At 74.7% G+C, this 17230-nt stretch carries 14 protein-coding genes; 5 read left to right on the plus strand and 9 right to left on the minus strand.

Translation table 11 applies throughout. The annotated features are described in order from the left end of the window. A partial coding sequence (locus AB0G11_RS45960) for a BTAD domain-containing putative transcriptional regulator (RefSeq protein ID WP_357593384.1) occupies nt 1–3218 on the minus strand: 3218 nt, incomplete at its 3' end. 64 nt (nt 3219–3282) lie between these two features. Here AB0G11_RS45960 and AB0G11_RS45965 point away from each other — a divergent pair. Beyond that, nucleotides 3283–4149 (plus strand): NAD(P)-binding domain-containing protein, encoded by an 867-nt coding sequence (locus AB0G11_RS45965; protein WP_357593386.1) that lies wholly within the window; start codon nt 3283–3285, stop codon nt 4147–4149. Nucleotides 4150–4175: 26 nt separating this feature from the next. Here AB0G11_RS45965 and AB0G11_RS45970 read toward each other — a convergent pair whose 3' ends face one another. The 5 genes from AB0G11_RS45970 to AB0G11_RS45990 form a co-directional block, all read right to left on the minus strand. After that, nucleotides 4176–4940, minus strand: coding sequence for a glucose 1-dehydrogenase (locus AB0G11_RS45970; protein WP_219508060.1), 765 nt, complete (start codon nt 4938–4940; stop codon nt 4176–4178). Between the two features lie 83 nt (nt 4941–5023). Further along, complete coding sequence (locus tag AB0G11_RS45975) at nt 5024–5878, minus strand: helix-turn-helix transcriptional regulator (RefSeq protein WP_219508061.1); 855 nt, start codon at nt 5876–5878, stop codon at nt 5024–5026. A 102-nt stretch (nt 5879–5980) separates the two neighbouring features. Next, nucleotides 5981–7558: a hydantoinase B/oxoprolinase family protein gene (locus AB0G11_RS45980; protein ID WP_219508062.1), complete on the minus strand. Its 1578-nt coding sequence runs from the start codon at nt 7556–7558 to the stop codon at nt 5981–5983. Then, nucleotides 7555–9588 carry a hydantoinase/oxoprolinase family protein gene (locus tag AB0G11_RS45985; RefSeq protein WP_357593388.1) on the minus strand — a complete coding sequence of 678 codons (2034 nt, stop codon included), beginning with the start codon at nt 9586–9588 and terminating at the stop codon, nt 7555–7557. Before AB0G11_RS45985 ends, AB0G11_RS45980 begins: the two co-directional genes overlap by 4 nt. A 70-nt stretch (nt 9589–9658) precedes the next feature. Further along, nucleotides 9659–10771, minus strand: coding sequence for an epoxide hydrolase family protein (locus tag AB0G11_RS45990; protein WP_357593390.1), 1113 nt, complete (start codon nt 10769–10771; stop codon nt 9659–9661). Between the two features lie 80 nt (nt 10772–10851). On the opposite strand from AB0G11_RS45990, the gene AB0G11_RS45995 reads away from it, so the two are divergent. Then, on the plus strand, nt 10852–11493 hold the full coding sequence (locus tag AB0G11_RS45995) for a YigZ family protein (RefSeq protein ID WP_357593392.1): 642 nt from the start codon (nt 10852–10854) through the stop codon (nt 11491–11493). A gap of 13 nt (nt 11494–11506) precedes the next feature. On the opposite strand, the gene AB0G11_RS46000 is transcribed toward AB0G11_RS45995, so the two are convergent. Next, complete coding sequence (locus tag AB0G11_RS46000) at nt 11507–12739, minus strand: isochorismate synthase (protein ID WP_357593394.1); 1233 nt, start codon at nt 12737–12739, stop codon at nt 11507–11509. A gap of 194 nt (nt 12740–12933) precedes the next feature. Here AB0G11_RS46000 and AB0G11_RS46005 point away from each other — a divergent pair, with 194 nt between their 5' ends. Further along, nucleotides 12934–13785 carry a GDSL-type esterase/lipase family protein gene (locus AB0G11_RS46005; RefSeq protein WP_219508076.1) on the plus strand — a complete coding sequence of 284 codons (852 nt, stop codon included), beginning with the start codon at nt 12934–12936 and terminating at the stop codon, nt 13783–13785. On the opposite strand, the gene AB0G11_RS46010 is transcribed toward AB0G11_RS46005, so the two are convergent. Beyond that, on the minus strand, nt 13768–14484 hold the full coding sequence (locus AB0G11_RS46010; RefSeq protein WP_357593396.1) for an HNH endonuclease family protein: 717 nt from the start codon (nt 14482–14484) through the stop codon (nt 13768–13770). The genes AB0G11_RS46005 and AB0G11_RS46010 overlap by 18 nt on opposite strands. Nucleotides 14485–14567: 83 nt before the next feature. Here AB0G11_RS46010 and AB0G11_RS46015 point away from each other — a divergent pair, with 83 nt between their 5' ends. Together AB0G11_RS46015 and crcB are read left to right on the plus strand one after the other, a co-directional pair. After that, the gene (locus AB0G11_RS46015; protein WP_357593398.1) at nt 14568–15011 is read left to right on the plus strand and encodes a CrcB family protein; all 444 of its coding nucleotides are present in this window, start codon (nt 14568–14570) and stop codon (nt 15009–15011) included. Further along, a complete protein-coding gene (gene crcB, locus AB0G11_RS46020) occupies nt 15008–15367 on the plus strand; it encodes a fluoride efflux transporter CrcB (RefSeq protein ID WP_357593400.1) in 360 nt (119 codons plus the stop codon). Before AB0G11_RS46015 ends, crcB begins: the two co-directional genes overlap by 4 nt. A gap of 464 nt (nt 15368–15831) precedes the next feature. Here the strand turns inward: crcB and AB0G11_RS46025 are convergent, their stop codons facing one another. Then, entirely contained in the window at nt 15832–17067 is a 1236-nt protein-coding gene (locus tag AB0G11_RS46025; RefSeq protein WP_246645465.1) for a glycosyltransferase family 4 protein, read from the minus strand. Nucleotides 17068–17230: the final 163 nt, after the last annotated feature.

Raw genomic sequence — 17230 nt, forward strand, 5'->3', positions numbered from 1 at the left:
TGGGGGGTGGGTGCCCCCCTGCCGGCCCGCGTGAGGCGGTCGCCGCCGGCGCGCTCGGCGGGGGGCTGGGGGGCGGGGACCGCGTCGCGGGCCGCGGCGGCGGCGCCGAGCAGCCGGGCCGCCCGGGTGTGGTCACCGGCGAGGGCCGCGGCGCCGGCCAGCCCTTCGCAGGCGAGGGCGAGCGCGCGCGGGTCGCCGGTGCGGCGGGCGTGGCCGAGCCCCTCCCGGTGGAGCGCCAGCGCGGCGGCGGCGTCGCCGCGCTGTTCGGCGATGAAGCCGAGCTCCGCCAGGATGAACGCCGTCCCGTGGTCGCCCTCCCAGCGGCGGCACCAGTCGAGCCAGGCGCGCAGGTGGGCCTCGGCGTCGTCGAAGCGGCCCTGGCGGCGGGCCACGATCCCGAGGCCGACCTCGGCGAACTCCTCGCCGCGCCGGTAGGCGTGGGCCGCGGCCAGCCGGCGGGCGCGTTCGTGCAGGTCGCGGGCGTGGTCGAGGTCGCCGGTGAGGATGGCGGTGCGGCCCAGCCTGGACAGCATCTTGGAGGCGTCGCTCCACAGCTCCAGGTCGCGGGCGAGCCGGTGCCCCTCCTCGCGCAGGCGCCCTGCCTCGCCGTAGTCGCCGGACATCTCGGCCAGGTCGCCCAGGACGTAGGCGGTCTGGAGCAGGCCCCAGCCGTCGCCGACGTCGCGGAAGAGCGCCCGCGCCCGGCGGGCGTCCGCGTCCGCCTCGACGGCCCTGCCCTGGTAGAGATGGACCTCGGCGCGGACCGACAGGGCGGCGGCGGCCCCCCACTGGTCGCCCAGGGCGTCGAAGGCGTCGTGGGCCAGCCCGGCCAGGCGGAGCGGCACGCCGGGGTCGCCGAACCCGGCCCTGGCCAGCGCCACGAACCAGCGCGCCCGAGCCTGCCCGGCCGGGTCGGCGACCGTGTCGTACAGCTTGAGCGCGGCCCGGCTGCCCGCCTCGCCGGTCTCGCCCGGGTCGTCGGCGTCCAGGAGGAACAGGGACATGCCCGCCCGCCAGGCGCGGGCGGCCGCCTTCAGCTCCGGGCCGCCGCCGGTCGACAGCGCCAGGTCGAACGAGCGCCGCGCCTCGGCGAACCGGCCCCGCAGGAACCAGAACCAGGCCAGCGCGCCGACCAGCCGCAACGCGGCACCGCCACCGGTCCTGACGCCAGTCCCGGTGCCGAGGCTGGTGCCGGTGCCGGTGCCGGTGCCGGGGCTGGTGCTGGGGTTCGTCCGGGCGGCGTGGGCGAGGGCGGCGCGGGTGTTGGCCGTCTCGCCCTCCAGCCGCCGCAGCCACAGGCGCTGCTCGGGGCCGCGCAGCCGGGCGTCGGCGTGCTCGGCGAAGGCGGTGTAGTGGGCGAGGTGGCGGTCGCGCGTGGCCCGGTCGTCGTCACCGGCTCCGGCCAGGCGCTCCGCGCAGTAGGCGGCGACCGACTCCAGCAGCCGGTAGCGGCCCTCGCGCTGATGCACGAGGGACCGGTCGACCAGCCGGGCGAGCAGGCCGAACACGTCGTCACGGCCCACCGGCCCGCCCGCGCAGACGGCCTCGGCCGCCTCCAGGGTGCAGCCGTCGGCGCAGACGGCCAGGCGGCGCAGCACGATCCGCTCCGGCTCGCTGAGCAGGCCCCAGCTCCAGTCGATGGCCGCGCGCAGCGTGCGCTGCCGTGCCGGGGCGCCGCGCAGGGTCGCGGTCAGCAGGCGGAAGCGGTCGTCGAGGCGGGCGGCGAGATCGGTGACGGGCATGGCGCGCACCCGCGCGGCGGCCATCTCCAGAGCGAGCGGGATGCCGTCGAGGCGGCGGCAGATCGTGGCCACCGCCTCCGCGTCGCCCGGTCCCAGGCGGAAGCCCGGGTCGGCGGCGGTGGCGCGGGCGACGAAGAGCCGCACCGCGTCCGAGCGTTCGGGGCGCTCGTCGTACGGATCGGGCAGGGACAGCGGGGCGACGGGCCACAGGCGCTCACCCGCGACGGCGAGCGGCTCCTGGCTGGTGGCCAGGACGCGCAGGGCGGGGGCGGCGCGCAGCAGGCGCGTGGTCAGCTCGGCGACGGGCTCGACGACGTGTTCGCAGTTGTCCAGGACGAGCAGGAGGTCGCGGCCGGCGAGGGCGTCGGCGAGGCGGCCGGGCCGGGAGCGGGCGGGGGCGCGGACGTCGTCGCGCAGGCCGAGCACCGCCGCCACGGCCTCGTGCACCTCGGTGGCGGTGCGCGCGGGGGCGAGCTCCACCAGCCAGGCCCCGTCGGGGTGGCGGGCGGCGACCTGCCCGGCCGCCTCCAGCGCCAGCCGCGTCTTGCCGACGCCGCCCGCGCCGGTCAGCGTGATCAGCCGCTCGTCGGCGAGCAGCGCGCCGATGCGGCGCACCTCCTCCTCCCGGCCGATCAGCCCGGTCAGCGGCGCGGGCAGGTTCCCCCGGGCCCGCGCCCCCGTCCCGTCGGCGAAGCCGGCAGCGTCGGGGTCGGGGGCGGGGGTGAGGGCGGGGTCCTGGCGGAGGATCGCCTCGTGGAGGCGGGCCAGGTCGGGGCCGGGGTCGAGGCCGAGGTCGTCGCGCAGGCGTTCGCGCAGCTCGGCGAGGCCGGCCAGGGCCTCGTCCTGGCGGCCCGCGAGGTACAGGGCGCGGACGTGCGCGTGCCGGAGCCGCTCGCGCAGCGGGTGGGCGGCGACGAGCCCGCCCAGCTCGGCCGCGACCGCGGCGTGCTCGCCGAGGTCGAGCCGGGCGACGGCGAGCTCCTCCATCGCGGCCAGCCGCTGCTCCTCCAGCCGCCGGGCCTCGGCGCGGGCGAACTCCTCGTCGGCGTGCTCGGCGAACGCGGCCGTGCCCCGCCACAGGCCGACGGCCTCACCCAGCAGCCGCGCCTTCGCGCGCGGGTCGCCGGTGATCCCGTACGCGCGGCGCAGCAGCGTCTCGAAGCGCCCGGCGTCGACGGCGTCGCCGTCGGCCCGCAGCAGGTACGCCGACGGCCGGGACTCGATCAGGTCGTGCCCGCCGGGCTCGGCGTCCTCCAGGACGCGCCGCAGCAGCGACACCTTGGACCGCAGCGTGCGCACGGCGCCGGCAGGGGGCGCGTCGCCCCACAGGACGTCGGCGAGCCGGTCCACGGAGACGGCGTGGCCCCGGTGGACCAGGAGCGCGGCCAGCAGGGTGCGGATCCTCGCCTCGGGGACGTGGACGGGCTCCCCGCCCGACGTCCGCACCTCCAGGGGGCCCAGCACTCCGAAACGCACGCCGCAACGTTACCCACAACCTTTCCGGAGACCGTCCGGAACCCCCCTCCCGCACAGTGGAGCCATGACGAACACACCTGATGAATCCGTTACTGTCATCGGCCTCGGCCTCATGGGCCAGGCCCTGGCCGCCGCCTTCCTCGCGGCGGGCCACCCGACCACCGTGTGGAACCGCACGCCCGGCAAGGCCGCCGGCCTGGTCGAGCGCGGGGCCGTGCTCGCGCCCTCCGTGGCGGACGCCGTGCGGGCGAGCTCCCTGGTGGTCGTCTGCCTCACCGACGCGGACGCGGTGCGCGACACGCTCGGCGCGCACCGGGCCGAGCTGGCCGGCCGGACGCTGGTCAACCTGACGTCCGGCACGTCCGGCGAGGCCCGCGAGCTGGCGGCGCTGACGGCCTCCTACGTGGACGGCGCGATCATGGCGGTCCCCGAGGTGATCGGCAGCCCGGAGGCGTTCCTGCTGTTCAGCGGCTCGCAGGAGGCGTTCGACCGGCATCGTGACAGCCTGGGGCGGCTCGGCACCGCGACGTTCTTCGGCACCGACCCGGGGCTGGCGTCGCTGTACGACGTGGCGCTGCTCGGCGTCATGTGGGGCACGCTGAACGCGTTCCTGCACGGCGCCGCGCTGCTGGGTGAGGCCAAGGTCGAGGCGTCGGCGTTCGCGCCGTTCGCCACGCAGTGGGTGGGCAGCGTGACGGGGTTCATCACCGCGTACGCCGCCCAGATCGACCGGGGCGCCTACCCGGCGGAGGACGCCACGCTGGAGACCCATCTGGCCACGATGAAGTACCTGGTCCGGGAGAGCGCGGCGGCGGGCGTGGACACCGAGTGGCCCGCCCGCATCCAGGCCCTGACCGAGCGCGCGATCGAGGGCGGCCACGCCGGCACCAGCTACGCCAGCCTCGTCGAGGTGTTCCGCGGCCGGGCCTGACCCCCGGGCCGATCCTGGGGCCCGCGCTACAGCCCGGAGGCCGTGGCGACGAGGCCGCCGTCGATGACGAGGTCCTGCCCGTTGACGTAGGACGCCTCGTCGGAGGCCAGGAAGGCGACGGCGGCCGCCACGTCCTCGGCGGTGCCGATCCGCCCCGCGGGCACCGCGGCGACCACCGCGGCCCGCGTCTCGGCGGTGACGTTGCCGTGGAACATCGGGGTCTCGATGTAGCCGGGGCTCACGGAGTTGACCCGGATGCCGCGCGGCGCCAGGTCGGCCGCGAGCGTGCGGGCCAGGTTGTGCGCCGCGGCCTTGGTCGCGGCGTAGAGGGAGCCGCCGGCCAGGCCGCGGTGCAGCGTCCACGACGCGTTGACGACGATCGCGGCCCCGTCGGTGAGCAGCGGGAGGCTCTTCTGGACGGTGAAGAACACGCCTTTGACGTTGATGCCGAAGATGTGGTCGAAGGCGGCCTCGGTGACGTCGCCGGGCGGCTGGAACGCGGCGATGCCGGCGTTGGCGAAGAGCACGTCCAGCCGCCCGTGCCGGTCCCGTACGGCGTCGGCGATCGTGTCGAGGTCGGCGGGGCTCGCGGCGTCGCCGCGCAGCGCCAGGACGCGGTCGCCGCCGCCGAGCTGCCGGGCGGCGGCGTCGAGCCGGGCCTGGTCGCGGCCGGTGATGACCACGTCGGCGCCCTCGTCGAGCAGCCTGCGCGCGGTGGCGAGTCCCATGCCGCTGCCGCCGCCGGTGATGAGCGCGATCTTGCCGGTGAACCTGGAGGTCTGCTGTGTCATGGGACCCAGCGTGCCGACCGGCGGGGCGGGCAGACAGTGCGCGGCTGTCCGGGGAGTGACACCACCACCCTGCGGCGGGACGGTCAGGCGTGGGCGGCGAGCCGGTCGCCCAGCAGCCGTTCGACCCGGCCGGCGGTCCCGGTGCCGGCGCGCGGGTTGTACAGCTCCAGATACCAGTGCGGCCGGTCGGTGACGGCCAGGGTGGTGGTGTCGAAGAACAGGTCGCCGGCCTCGGGGTGGCGCACCGCCTTGACCGTCTGGGGCGGGGAGCCGACCTCGTGGCGCGCCCACAGCTCGGCGAACTCGGGGCTGGCCGCGCTCAGCTCGCCGACCACCCGGTCGAACTCGGGGTCGTCGGTGAAGTGGGCCGTGGTGGCGCGGAAGGCGGCCACGACGGCCGGGGCGGCCGACTCCCACTGCACGTGCATGCCCCGGTAGCGGGCGTTGGTGAAGAACGAGACCAGGCAGTTGTGGTCGACGTCGTCGTAGCCGAACACCGTACGGGTCGCGTCGTTGATCGCGAGCAGGTTCCAGTAGCGATCGCGCAGGATCGCCGGGCGCGGCATCCACGCGTCGAGCAGGTGCCGCAGCTCCGGTGAGACCTCGGTGTCGCGCCCGCCGCCGGGCCGTGGCGGGTTGAGCCCGGCCAGCAGGTAGAGGTGGACGCGCTCGGGGTCGCTCAGCCGCAGCGCGCGGGCGATCGCGTCGAGCACCTCGGTGGAGACGTTGATGTCGCGGCCCTGCTCCAGCCAGGTGTACCAGGACACGCCGACCCCGGCGAGCACGGCGACCTCCTCGCGCCGCAGGCCCGGCGTGCGCCGCCGGCCCGCGCTCGCCATCCCGACGTCGCCGGGCGTGAGCCGGGCCCGGCGGGCGCGCAGGAAGTCGCTGAGCTGCTCGCGGCGGCGCCGCTTCGCGGCGGGGGTTTCGCGGGTCATGACGCCACTGTATTCACCGCCGTATTCACCACCGCATTCACCGCCGCGGGCCGCGCCGCCGAGGGGAACCGGCCGGTACGGGCCGCGGCCCGGGCGGGCTGGTCAGCCCTGGGCGGGGCCGTAGCCGCCTCCGCCGCCGGACTCGCAGCGCAGCACGTCACCGGCCCTGACGGGGACGGCGTTGGCCTTGAGCATGGCGCGCTCGCCTGGGGTGCCCGGGTTGAGCGTGACGCGCGGGGGAGCGCCGTCCTCGCCGCCCGCCAGCCCCCACGCGGGCGTCACGGAACGCTCGAACCACAGCGAGAGGGAGGTGTCGCCGCAGAACTCGTACTCGCGGACCACGCCGTCGCCGCCCCGCCAGCGCCCGGCGCCGCCGGTGCCGGGACGGATCTCGTACCGGGTGACGCGGACGGGGAAGAGCGTCTCCAGGACCTCGATCGGCATGTCGCGCAGCGACCCGTTGACGTTGTTGATCAGCGCGGTCTCGCCGTCGCCGCCCTCCCAGGCGCCCCAGCCGCCGACGGTGGCCTCCTGGGAGACGTACAGCTTGCCGGTGCGCGGGTCGGTCCCGGTGAACTGGACGATCATGGAGTCGCCGTAGGAGGCGGCGGCGGCCTTGTCCGGCAGCACCGGGGCGAGCGCCTTGACGACCAGGTCGATGAGCAGCCCGAGGTGGGAGTAGTAGTACTGGCAGGCGGCGGGCGACTCGGCGGCCAGCATCGAGCCGGGCCGGGTCTCGACGGTGAGCGGCCGGAAGGAGCCGCCGTTGAGCGGCACGTCGCCGGAGACGAGCAGCTTGTAGCCGACGCGGACGGCGGCGACGGCCTGGGCGGCGCCGCAGTTGACCGGGCCGGTGGCCTGGTCGGCGCAGTCGGTGAGGTCCACGGCGATCGACTCGCCGGACACCGTCACCCGGACGGTCACGGGCAGCGGCGTGCCGAGGTCGATGCCGTCGTTGTCGAGGAACCCGGACGCCTCGTAGCGGCCGTCGGGGATGGCGGCGATGGCGGCGCGCTCCAGCCGCTCGGTCTGGGCGAAGATCTCGTCGCGGGCGGCCATGACGGTGTCGAGGCCCCACCGGGTGACGATCTCGCGCAGCCGCCGCTGCCCGGTCATCGCGCAGCTCACCTGGGCGCGCAGGTCGCCGAGCGTGGCGTGCGGGAAGCGTACGTTGCGGCCGATGACCTCGTGCAGGTCGCGGCAGGGCTGCCCGCCCTCGTACACCTTGACCGGGCCGAGCCGCAGCCCCTCCTGGAAGATGGAGGTGGAGTCCATCGACCCGCCGGGGTCCTTGGAGCCGACGTCGAGCCAGTGGGCGCGGGAGGCGGCGAACCCGGCCAGCTCCCCGTCGGCGAAGATCGGGCCGTAGACGGTGACGTCGTTGAGGTGGGTGCCGCCGATGTAGGAGTCGTTGAGCACCCACACGTCGCCCTCGCGCCACACGTCGCGGCCGTACCGGCGCTCGGTCTCGCGGGTGCACACCTCCAGGTTGCCCAGGAAGATCGGCAGGCCGGACGACTGGCCGAGCACGTGGTGGTCGCGGTCGAGCAGGGCGACGGCGCAGTCCTTGGCCTCGTAGATGACGGGGGTGTAGGAGCTGCGGATGAGGGTGGTGTTCATGTCCTCCGCGGCCTGCAGCAGGGCGCAGCGGATGATCTCCGTGGTGATGGGGTCGATCACTGGTGGGCCTCCACCTTCACGATGAGGAATCCGTTGTCGTCGACGCTCGCCAGGCAGCCGGGCGGGACGACCGTGGTGGCGGTCTCCTCGACCACGATCGCGGGCCCGGCGAAGGAGCCGGACAGTCCGGCGCGGCGCAGCACCGGGGTGGCGTGCACCTCGCCGTCGAAGATCACGTCCCGGACGGCGGGCTCGGCCGGGGCGGGGGGTTCCGCGGCGGCGGCGTCGGTGCGGGGGAAGGAGCCGAAGCCGGTGCTGCGCAGCATGACGAACTCGACGGGCGCCTCCGGGGTGGCGTGCCCGTAGCGGCTGGTGTGCGCCTCGGCGTAGCGGGCCGCGATCGCGGCGAGGAAGCCGGGGCGGGCGGGTTCGGCGGCGTCGAGCAGCGGGATGGTGAGCGTGTAGTCCTGGCCCTCGTAGCGCATGTCGACGGCGTGCTCGACGCGGCGGCGGTCGGCGGGGACGCCCTGGGCGGTGAGCGCGTCCAACGCCTCCGCCTCCAATGAGGCGAAATTCTGGGACATGTCGGGGCCGTCGAGCGTGTCCTGCGGCCGGAAGTACGGCCGCGTCAGGTCCCGCCGCACGTCCGCCTCCAGCATCCCCCACGCCGAGAACGCGCCGGGGAAGCGCGGGATGACGACCTCGCCGATGCCCAGCTCGCGGGCGATGAACACCGCGTGCATGGCCCCCGCCCCGCCGAAGGCGACCAGCGAGAACTCGCGCGGCTCCACCCCGTGCTCCACCGTGAGCGTCCGGATCGCCTGCGCCATCTTGGCGTTGGCCACGTCGCAGATGCCCTCGGCCAGCCGCAGCGGGTCCAGGTCCAGCTCGCCGGCCAGCTCCGCGACCGCCGCCCCGGCGGCCTCGGCGTCCAGCGTCATGAGCCCCCCGGCGAACCAGGCCGGATCCACCCGGCCCAGCGCCACGTTCGCGTCGGTGACGGTCGCCCGGGTGCCGCCCCGGCCGTAGCAGGCGGGTCCGGGCACCGCACCGGCCGACTCGGGGCCGACCCGCAGCGCCCCGGCCTCGGCGTAGGCCAGCGAGCCGCCGCCCGCGCCGATGGTGTGCAGGTTGACGATCGGCATGAGCACCGGGAAGCCCTCGATGCGCGCCTCGGAGCTGACGTCGGGCCGGCCGTCCACGACCAGCGACACGTCGAACGAGGTGCCGCCCATGTCCACGCAGATGACGTTGCGCCGTCCGCCCAGCAGCCGGGCCGCCGCCACGCCGCCCATCGTGCCGCCGACCGGCCCCGACAGCAGCGTCTGCAGCGGCCGGCGCATCGCGTAGGAGGCGTTGACCAGCCCGCCGGACGACTGCATGACGTGCACCGGCACGGTCAGGCCGCGCCCGGCGAAGCGCCGCTCGATGTCGGCCAGGTAGCGGCGCACCACCGGCCCGGTGTAGGCCTCCAGCACGGCCGAGGAGGTCCGCTCGTACTCGCGCCACTCGCGCGCGACCTCGTGCGAGAGCACCACGAGCACGTCCTCGCCGAGCTCCTCGGCCAGGATCTCGCCCGCCCTGATCTCGTGCGCCGGATCGGCGTAGGAGAACAGCAGGCACACGGCCACCGCGTCGAAGCCCTCCTCGCGGGCCCGCCGCCCGGCCCGCCGCACCGCCTCCTCGTCCAGGGGTACGAGCTCCGCGCCGCGCCAGTCGAGCCGCCCGCCCGCCTCCATGACGTCGCCGGGCGGCACCAGCGGGGTGGGCTTGCGGTAGCGCAGGTCGAACATGCGGTCGCGGTTGCCCCGGGCGATCCGGTAGACGTCGCCGCCGCCCTCGCTCGCCAGCAGCAGCACCCGGGCGCCCTTGCGCTCCAGCAGCGCATTTAGGCCCTGGGTGGTGCCGTGCACGAAGAACGAGATGGCCGACGGGTCGTCCACGACCCGGCCCAGCGCGGCGAAGACGCCCTCGGCCAGGTCGCCCGGCGTGGTGGGCGCCTTCGACGCGGTGACGGCCCCGGTCCGCTCGTCGTAGCAGACGACGTCGGTGAAGGTGCCGCCGATGTCCATGGCGACGCGATAGCTCATGGACCGACCGTATGCCGACCCCCGCCGCCCGGCCTGTGCGGGGTGCACAGGCCAGGCGAGTGAGCAGTGCTCAGCGCAGCGACTGGAAGAACGCCCGCACGTCGGCGGTGAACTCCTCCGGCCGCTCCAGGGCGGCGAACGTGCCGCCGCGCTCGTGCTCCACCCAGCCGACGATGTTGTTGTCACGCTCGGCGAAGCGGCGGATCGGCCGCAGCACGTCCTTGGGGAACACCGAGATCGAGGTGGGCACGGTGGCGGGCTTGAGCTCCCACTCCACGCTGGTGTCCTGCTCGGTGTCGGGCGTCTCGACGAACGAGCGCGCCGCCGATCCGGCCGTGTTGGTCAGCCAGTAGATCGTCGTGGTCGTGAGCAACCGGTCGGGGTCGATGCCGCCGTCGCTCCACTCGTGGTAGACGCTCGCGAACCACGACAGCAGCGCCACGGGGGAGTCGGCCATGCCGTAGGCGAACGTCTGCGGGCGGGCCGACTGGATGAGCTTGTAACCGTACTGCTCGGTCAGGTAGCTCTCACGGAAGGCCAGCCGCTCCCGCTCGACCTCGGTGAGCCCGTCGAGCTCGCCCGGGGCGCCGATCGGGAAGCAGATGATCCCGTTGCCGTGCATGCCGATCACCCGCTCGGGGGCCAGCACGCCGACCTCGCGGGAGATCCAGGTGCCCCAGTCGCCGCCCTGGACGCCGAACCGGTCGTAGCCGAGCCGGGTCATCAGCTCCAGCCACGCCCCGGCGATGCGGGTGGAGCCCCAGTCCATCTCGGTCGTGGGGCCCGACAGCCCGTAGCCGGGCAGGGACGGGATCACCAGGTGGAAGTCGCGGCTGAGCGGCTCGATGACGTCGAGGTACTCCACCGGCGAGCTGGGCCAGCCGTGGGTGATCAGCAGCGGCGTGGCGCCGGGGTCGGCCGAGCGCACGTGCAGGAAGTGGATCCGCTGGCCGTCGATCTCGGTGACGTACTGGTCGTGCCGGTTGATCTCGGTCTCGGCGGCCCGCCAGTCGTAGCCGTCGCGCCAGCGGGCGGCGAGTTCCTTGACGTGGGCGAGCGGCGCGCCCAGGCGCCAGCCGGCACCGGGGACCTCGTCGGGCCAGCGCACCCGGTCGAGCCGCGCGCGCAGGTCGTCGAGCTCGGCCTGGGCGGTGTCGAGGCGGAAGGGCCGGACGTCGTTCAAGCGTTCTCCTCAATTGTTCGGTACGCTGTACCGTACAGCATACGGTTCGCGGCGCGCAAGCCGCTCGCTAGATTTGTCCGGTGCCGTACCTCACCCTGAAGACCCGCGTCGAGCACGAGACCGAAGCGCGCCGCTCGCGGTTCGTCTGCGCGATGGCGCCGGTCGCGACGGTCGAGGAAGCTGCCGCGTTCATCGCCGAACGGCGCGCCCTGCACGCCTCGGCCACCCACAACTGCACCGCCTACGCGGTCGGCGGCGCGCAGAAGGGCGACGACGACGGCGAGCCCGGCGGCACCGCGGGCACGCCGATGGTGCAGGCCCTGACCGGGCGCGGCTTCGACCACGTGGTCGCCGTCGTGACCCGCTACTTCGGCGGCATCCTGCTCGGCGCGGGCGGCCTCGTGCGCGCCTACGGCTCCGCCGTGACCGAGACGCTCGACCACGCCGAGGCCGAGCACGCGGTGGCGCGCATGGTGCCGGCCCGGCTGATGAGCGTGTCGGTCGCGCACGACCAGGCCGGGCGCGTCGAGAACGACCTGCGCGCCTCACGCCACCCGGTCCGCGACGTCTCCTACGGCTCCCGCGTCGAGTTCGCCGTGGCCGTCGGGGAGGACGAGGTGGCGGGCTTCACCGACTGGGTGGCCACGCTGACGGCCGGCCGCGCCCGGGTCACCCCCGGCACGGCCATCCACGTGCCGGACCGCACAGGGCAGAGCGGCTGACAGGACGGAGCCGCTAGCCCTCCAGCGCGTACTGCATGACGCGGAACTTGGCCTGAGCCTCGGCCAGCTCGGCCGTCGGGTCGGAGTCGCCCATGATGCCGCCGCCCGCGAACAGCCTGGCCTGGCGGCCCTCCACAATGCCCGAGCGCAGCGCGATGCCCCACTCGCCGTCGCCGTGGGCGTCGATCCAGCCCACCGGGCCCGCGTAACCGGCCCGGTCCATGCCCTCGAGCTCGCGGATCACCCGGATAGCGGTGCGCGTCGGGGTGCCGCCGACCGCCGCCGTCGGATGCATCGCGGCGACCACGTCGAGCACCGACGCCCCGTCGGCCAGCCGCCCGCTCACGTGGCTGGCCAGGTGCTGCACGTTCGGCAGCACCATCAGCTCCGGCTCGTCGGGCGTGCGCAGCGACGAGCACAGCGGCGCCAGCGTCTGGCGGACGGAGGCGATCGCGCACTCGTGCTCGTGCCGGTCCTTGGCCGAGGCCAGCAGCGCCCTGCCGCGCGCCAGGTCGTCGGCCGGGCCGGTGCCGCGCGGCGTCGTGCCTGCCAGCACCAGCGACTCGATCTCCTGCCCGGTGCGCCGGATCAGCAGCTCCGGCGTCGCCCCGACCAGCCCCGCGACCGAGAACGTGTAGCACTCCGGGTAGCGGCGGGCCAGCCGGATCAGCAGCAGCCGCACGTCGATCGGGTGCTCGGCGGTCGCCAGCAGGTCGCGGGCCAGCACCACCTTCTCCAGCTCGCCGTCGCGGATGCGCTGCGCCGCCCGCGCCACCACGTGCTCCCATTCGGGGGCGGTCAGGCTGCCGTCGCCGTAGCTGATGCGGCCCGGGTCGGCCAGCGGCGTGAACGTCTCCAGCGGCGGGTCCTCGCCGATCGTCGTCAGCCACGCCTGCCCGCCCTTGCGGGCCAGGACCGCCTGCGGCACGACCAGCGTGGAGCCCGGCGCGTCCTCGTCGAAGGTGAAGGTGCCGAAGGCCACCGGGCCGCTGCCCGGCGTCCGCACCGCGTCGTCGACGGTGGCGCCGGCGAAGACGGCCGACAGCCAGCGGCGCGCCCAGGTGAACCGGCCGGGGCCGGGCGGCACCTCGGCACGGGCGGCCTCGCCCCAGCCGACGAGCCCTTCGCCGTGCCTCACCCAGGCGTACGGGGCGGTCCTGGGGAGGGACGCCAGCAGGTTACCGGGGTCGCGGACAGGGGTGGTGCGAACCGGTAGCGGGCGGGTTGTTCCGAGCGCGACACTCACTCGACACACTCTATGCGGGAACTGAACACGTTCGACTCGGACCCCCGTGAATGCGTCGTTACGGCCACAACCCGCAAAGAGGGGCACCCAGAGCCGGCGTCGCACGTCAAGCCGCGATATGAACTCGGTCCCGACACGGCAGTCCTCACCCCGACGCCGGGACGGGCCCGTGACCTGCTCTCTACCTTGGCCGCATGATCGGTCGCCTGGGGCCCGCCGTGGCCGCCCTCGCCGTCCTGGCCGCCTCCGGCCCCGTGCACGCCGCCGCCGCGGCGGAGCCGGCGCCCCACGTGATGGCGGCGCTCGGCGACTCCATCTCGTCGGGCTTCAACAGCTGCGGCTGGTACGTCTCCTGCGCCTCCCGGTCCTGGTCGGCCGGCGACCACGCCGCCGTCGACAGCCACTACACCCGGCTGCTGCGCCTCGGCCCCGGTCTCAAGGGGCACAACCGCAACTTCGCCGTGCCCGGCTCGACCAGCGCCGACCTGATGGGCCAGGTGCGCCAGGCGATCGAGGCCAAGGCCGACTACGTCACCGTGCTCATCGGCGCCCAGGACGCCTGCAAGCGCACCGAGCGGGAGATGACCTCCGTCTCCGTCTACCGAAGCCGCATCGACGCCGCCCTGGCCGCGCTGCGAGCCGGCGTGCCGCAGGCGCGGGTGTTCCTCGCGAGCATCCCCGACCTGCGCAGGCTCTGGCAGGTCGGCAAGGACAACCCGCTGGCGCGCACGTTCTGGACCGTCGGGCGGATCTGCCAGACGATGCTGGCCCGCCCCGCCTCCGCCAAGAAGGCCGACGCCGACCGGCGGGCCCGCGTGCGCGAGCGCGTCATCGCCTACAACCGCGAGGCCGCGCGGGCGTGCGCGCTGATGGGACCCTCGTGCCGGACCGACGGCGGCGCGGTCTTCTCCTACCCGTTCACGATCGGCCACCTGAGCAAGTGGGACTACTTCCACCCGAACGCCGCCGGCCAGCGGGCGCTGGCCGAGCGCACGTTCACACGCGGCTTCGACTGGCTGGACCCGGCGTCAACGACACTGCCGTAGCATCGCCGTCTTGTCGGCCCGCGTCACCGGCAGGTCGTACTTGACGGCCACCTGCGCGAACCGTGTCACGTACGCGCAGCGCACCTGCCGCCGGGGCGGCAGCCAGCTCGCCGGGCCGGAGGCGTCCTTGGCCTCGTTCGCGCTGCCCTTGACCGGCAGCAGGTTGAGCGGGTCCTGGGCGAAGGCCACCCGCTTGCCCATCGGCCAGCGCCGCGCGCCCATCCGCCAGCCGTAGGCGAGCGGGACCACATGGTCCACCTGCACCTCGTCGGCGTCGCGCTTGCTCCAGTCGATGCGCTGGCCGGTGTAGGGGTCGACGAGGTCCATGGCGACGACCTCGCAGTCGGAGCCCGCGCGGTAGCGGATATTGTGGCCGTCGCGGGCCAGCAGGTCGTCGCGGGTGCGGCAGCCGTTGCGCGCGTAGGGGACACCGGAGGCGGTGTCGGCCCAGTTGCCGCCGTAACGGGTGCGGCGGTAGCCGGAGCTGGAGCCGCGCGCCGCGACGCGGACCCGCTCGATCACGCGCCGGGCGGCCGCCCTGTCCTCGGCGGAGGTGATCGGCGCCAGGCCGGGCCGGGTGCCGCTGACGTTGCCCAGCGGGCTCGTGGCGGTCGCCGGCGGGGCCGACCCGGCGCCGTTGACGGCGGCGGCGACGAGAATGGCCCCTGCGAGGATGGCGACGGCGTCCTTCGTGCTCAAGCACGCCTCCGTGGTGATCGGCTTCTCTAGAGAGGTTCCCGGGCCCGGCTGATCTGACACGGTGACCGTTCAGGGAGGAATGTGTGGCCGAACGGCCGATTGATCCGGATGTGGACCTGCGGGTGCCCGGCCAGCGCGCCGAGGTGGGCTGGGCGGTGCTCGCCGCCATCGCCGCCGGAGGCGCGCTCGGCGCCCTCGCCCGCCACGGCGCGCAGGCCCTGCTCCCCGCCGCGCCCGGCGCCTTCCCGTGGGCGACGTTCCTGGTGAACGTCTCGGGCTGCGCGCTGATCGGCGTCCTCATGGTGACCATCACCGAGGTACGCCGCGCGCACCGGCTGGTCCGGCCGTTCCTCGGCGTCGGGGTGCTCGGCGGCTTCACCACGTTCTCCACCTACGTCGTGGAGGCGCGCCGGGTCGTCGCCGACGGCGCCCCGCTGGTCGGCGTCCTCTACCTGGCGGGCACCCTGGCCGCCGCCCTCGCGGCGGTGTGGGCCGGGATGCGCCTGACCCGGTGGGCGGCCTCGTGACGGTCCTGCTCGTCGTGCTCGGCGCCGCCGTCGGGGCGCCGCTGCGCTACCTCGCCGACCGGGCCGTCCAGTCCCGTCACGGCGGCACGTTCCCCTGGGGGACGCTCGCCGTCAACGTCGCCGGATCCGCCGTGCTCGGCTTCCTCACCGCCCTGCCCGCCGGCCCCGGCTGGACCGCGTTCGCCGCCACCGGCTTCTGCGGGGCACTCACCACGTACTCCACGCTCGGGTACGAGACCGTGCGGCTGGCCGAGGAGGGCGCGAGCCGCAAGGCCGCCGCCAACGTGCTGGCCAGTGTCGCCGCCGGTCTCCTGGCCGCCGCCGGCGGAGCGGCCCTGGCCCACGCCGTGCTGTAGGCCCGCGCCCGGCGTGGCCGGGCACGACGCTCGCCACGATCCCCGTCGTGCCCGGCCCGACCAGGGCGCACTTCCCCTGCCACGGCGGTGATCCGTGACAGGGGCGACCGGGCGCGGGGCCCCCGTGCCCGCGCCCACGCCCTTTAGAGCACGCCGCCCCGCTTTTGATACGGGGGCTTTTCTAACGGATGTGTATCGACGGGGGAGTCGTCATCGGCCGGGGCGGGGGAGCGGGTCGGCGGTGGTCTTCACGGCCGACGGGTTCCTGCCGTCCCGGTCAACGCGACCACCCGCGCCATCATCGCCGCCCTCGTCCGGGACGGGCGCGTCCGCCGGGCCTTCCTCGGCCTGGTCACCTCGCCCGCCCCGCTGCCGGAGCCGCTGCGCCGGAGCACCGGGCAGGACAGCGCGCTGCGGGTGGTCGAGGTGATCCCCGGCTCACCGGCACGCCGAGCCGGTGGAGCTCACCGGTTCCGGGCTTTGAGCGCGGCCCGTTCGCGGCGCGCCAGCAGGTCGTCCAGCAGCGCGTCCCACTGCTGCCCGACCGCGTCGATGTCGTAGGCCCGGACCGTCTCCAGCCCGCCGGCGGCCAGGCGGCGGCGCAGCGGCTCGTCCTCGATCACCCGGTTGATGGCGGCGGCCAGGTTGGCGTTGGTGCGCGGCTTGACCATGACCGCGTCGACCTCGTCGGTCAGCATCTCCTTCGGCCCGTGCGGGCTGTTGAAGCTGACGATCGCCAGGCCCTTGGTCATCGCCTCCAGGAGCGTCATCGAGAAGCCCTCGTGCCGCGAGCTCATCACGTAGATCGACGCCTTCTCCAGCTCCGCGCCGACGTCGGCGGTGGGGCCGGGCAGCACGACCTTGCCCTCCAGCCCCGCCTCGGCGATCTGCTCGCGCAGCTTGGGCTCCTGCGGGCCGGCGCCCAGGATGCGCAGCTGCCAGTCGGGATGCGCCTCGGCCACCTGCTCCCAGGCGGTGATGAGCCGGTGGAAGCCCTTGATGCGGGTCATCCGGCCGATCGCGATCGCCACCTTGGCGTCCAGCTTGGCCAGGTCGCCGGCCATCGGCGGCACGCCGTTCGGGATGCGGGCGAGCTTGGGGCCCTTGGGCAGGGCCTCGCGGTAGTCGCGCTGGTCGGCCTTGGTCAGCGAGACGAGCGCGTCCAGCCGCCGGTAGCGCCACTTGATGAGCTTCTGCACCGATTCGGGCTGGGTGCGCAGCGCCACGTGCTCCTGGCCGATCGTGATCACGCTGGGCAGCGCGAGCTGGGCGACGGCCAGGTTCAGGCCCGGCCGGGTGGCCATCAGCACGCCGCTGTCGAGGGAGCGGATGAAGCGCGCGAGCTTGAGGTCGGTCCAGAGGTTGAAGCGGTGGTAGGCGCTCTCCTCCTCGGGGATGAGCTTGCTGGGCCGCTTCGACAGCAGCGTGCGCACCGGGTCGGGCCCGGGGTTCAGCCGGTCGTCCAGATACGTTAAACGCACCCGCGGGTCGATGGGGAAGAACGGCTCCTCGGCCTCGCGCAGGATGCTGACGATCTCCACCTCGTGCCGTTCGGCCAGGTAGCCCGCCAGGTTGAACACGGTCTTGATGGTGCCGCCCATCCCGTTGGCGTGCAGCAGGAGGATCCTGATGCGCCGGGTGGACGGCGGTGGCGCATGCCGTGCCTTGCGCTGGTTGTAGCCCCGATACAGGCGGGCCATCGCCGATTTGCCTTTACGCGCCAGTCCGCGCACCTGTAGAACCCCCGATCAGCCGACAATACGGTCAAACGCGAGGCCGGCGGCGAGAGCGGATCTCACCACCGGCAGCGTGTCGAGCGAGTGGTCTGCACCGTCCATCCCCGTGGCGCTATCCACTTCTATG

The organism is Nonomuraea sp. NPDC023979, from assembly GCF_040639085.1.
Classification (GTDB): domain Bacteria; phylum Actinomycetota; class Actinomycetes; order Streptosporangiales; family Streptosporangiaceae; genus Nonomuraea; species Nonomuraea ceibae.

Excerpts from the sequence above, each read along its gene's own strand:
- AB0G11_RS45965 (WP_357593386.1), top strand. The coding sequence starts at position 3,283 with ATGACGAACACACCTGATGAATCCGTTACTGTCATCGGCCTCGGCCTC.
- AB0G11_RS45970 (WP_219508060.1), bottom strand. The coding sequence starts at position 4,940 with ATGACACAGCAGACCTCCAGGTTCACCGGCAAGATCGCGCTCATCACC.
- AB0G11_RS45975 (WP_219508061.1), bottom strand. The coding sequence starts at position 5,878 with ATGACCCGCGAAACCCCCGCCGCGAAGCGGCGCCGCCGCGAGCAGCTC.
- AB0G11_RS45985 (WP_357593388.1), bottom strand. The coding sequence starts at position 9,588 with ATGAGCTATCGCGTCGCCATGGACATCGGCGGCACCTTCACCGACGTC.
- AB0G11_RS46005 (WP_219508076.1), top strand. The coding sequence starts at position 12,934 with ATGATCGGTCGCCTGGGGCCCGCCGTGGCCGCCCTCGCCGTCCTGGCC.
- AB0G11_RS46025 (WP_246645465.1), bottom strand. The coding sequence starts at position 17,067 with ATGGCCCGCCTGTATCGGGGCTACAACCAGCGCAAGGCACGGCATGCG.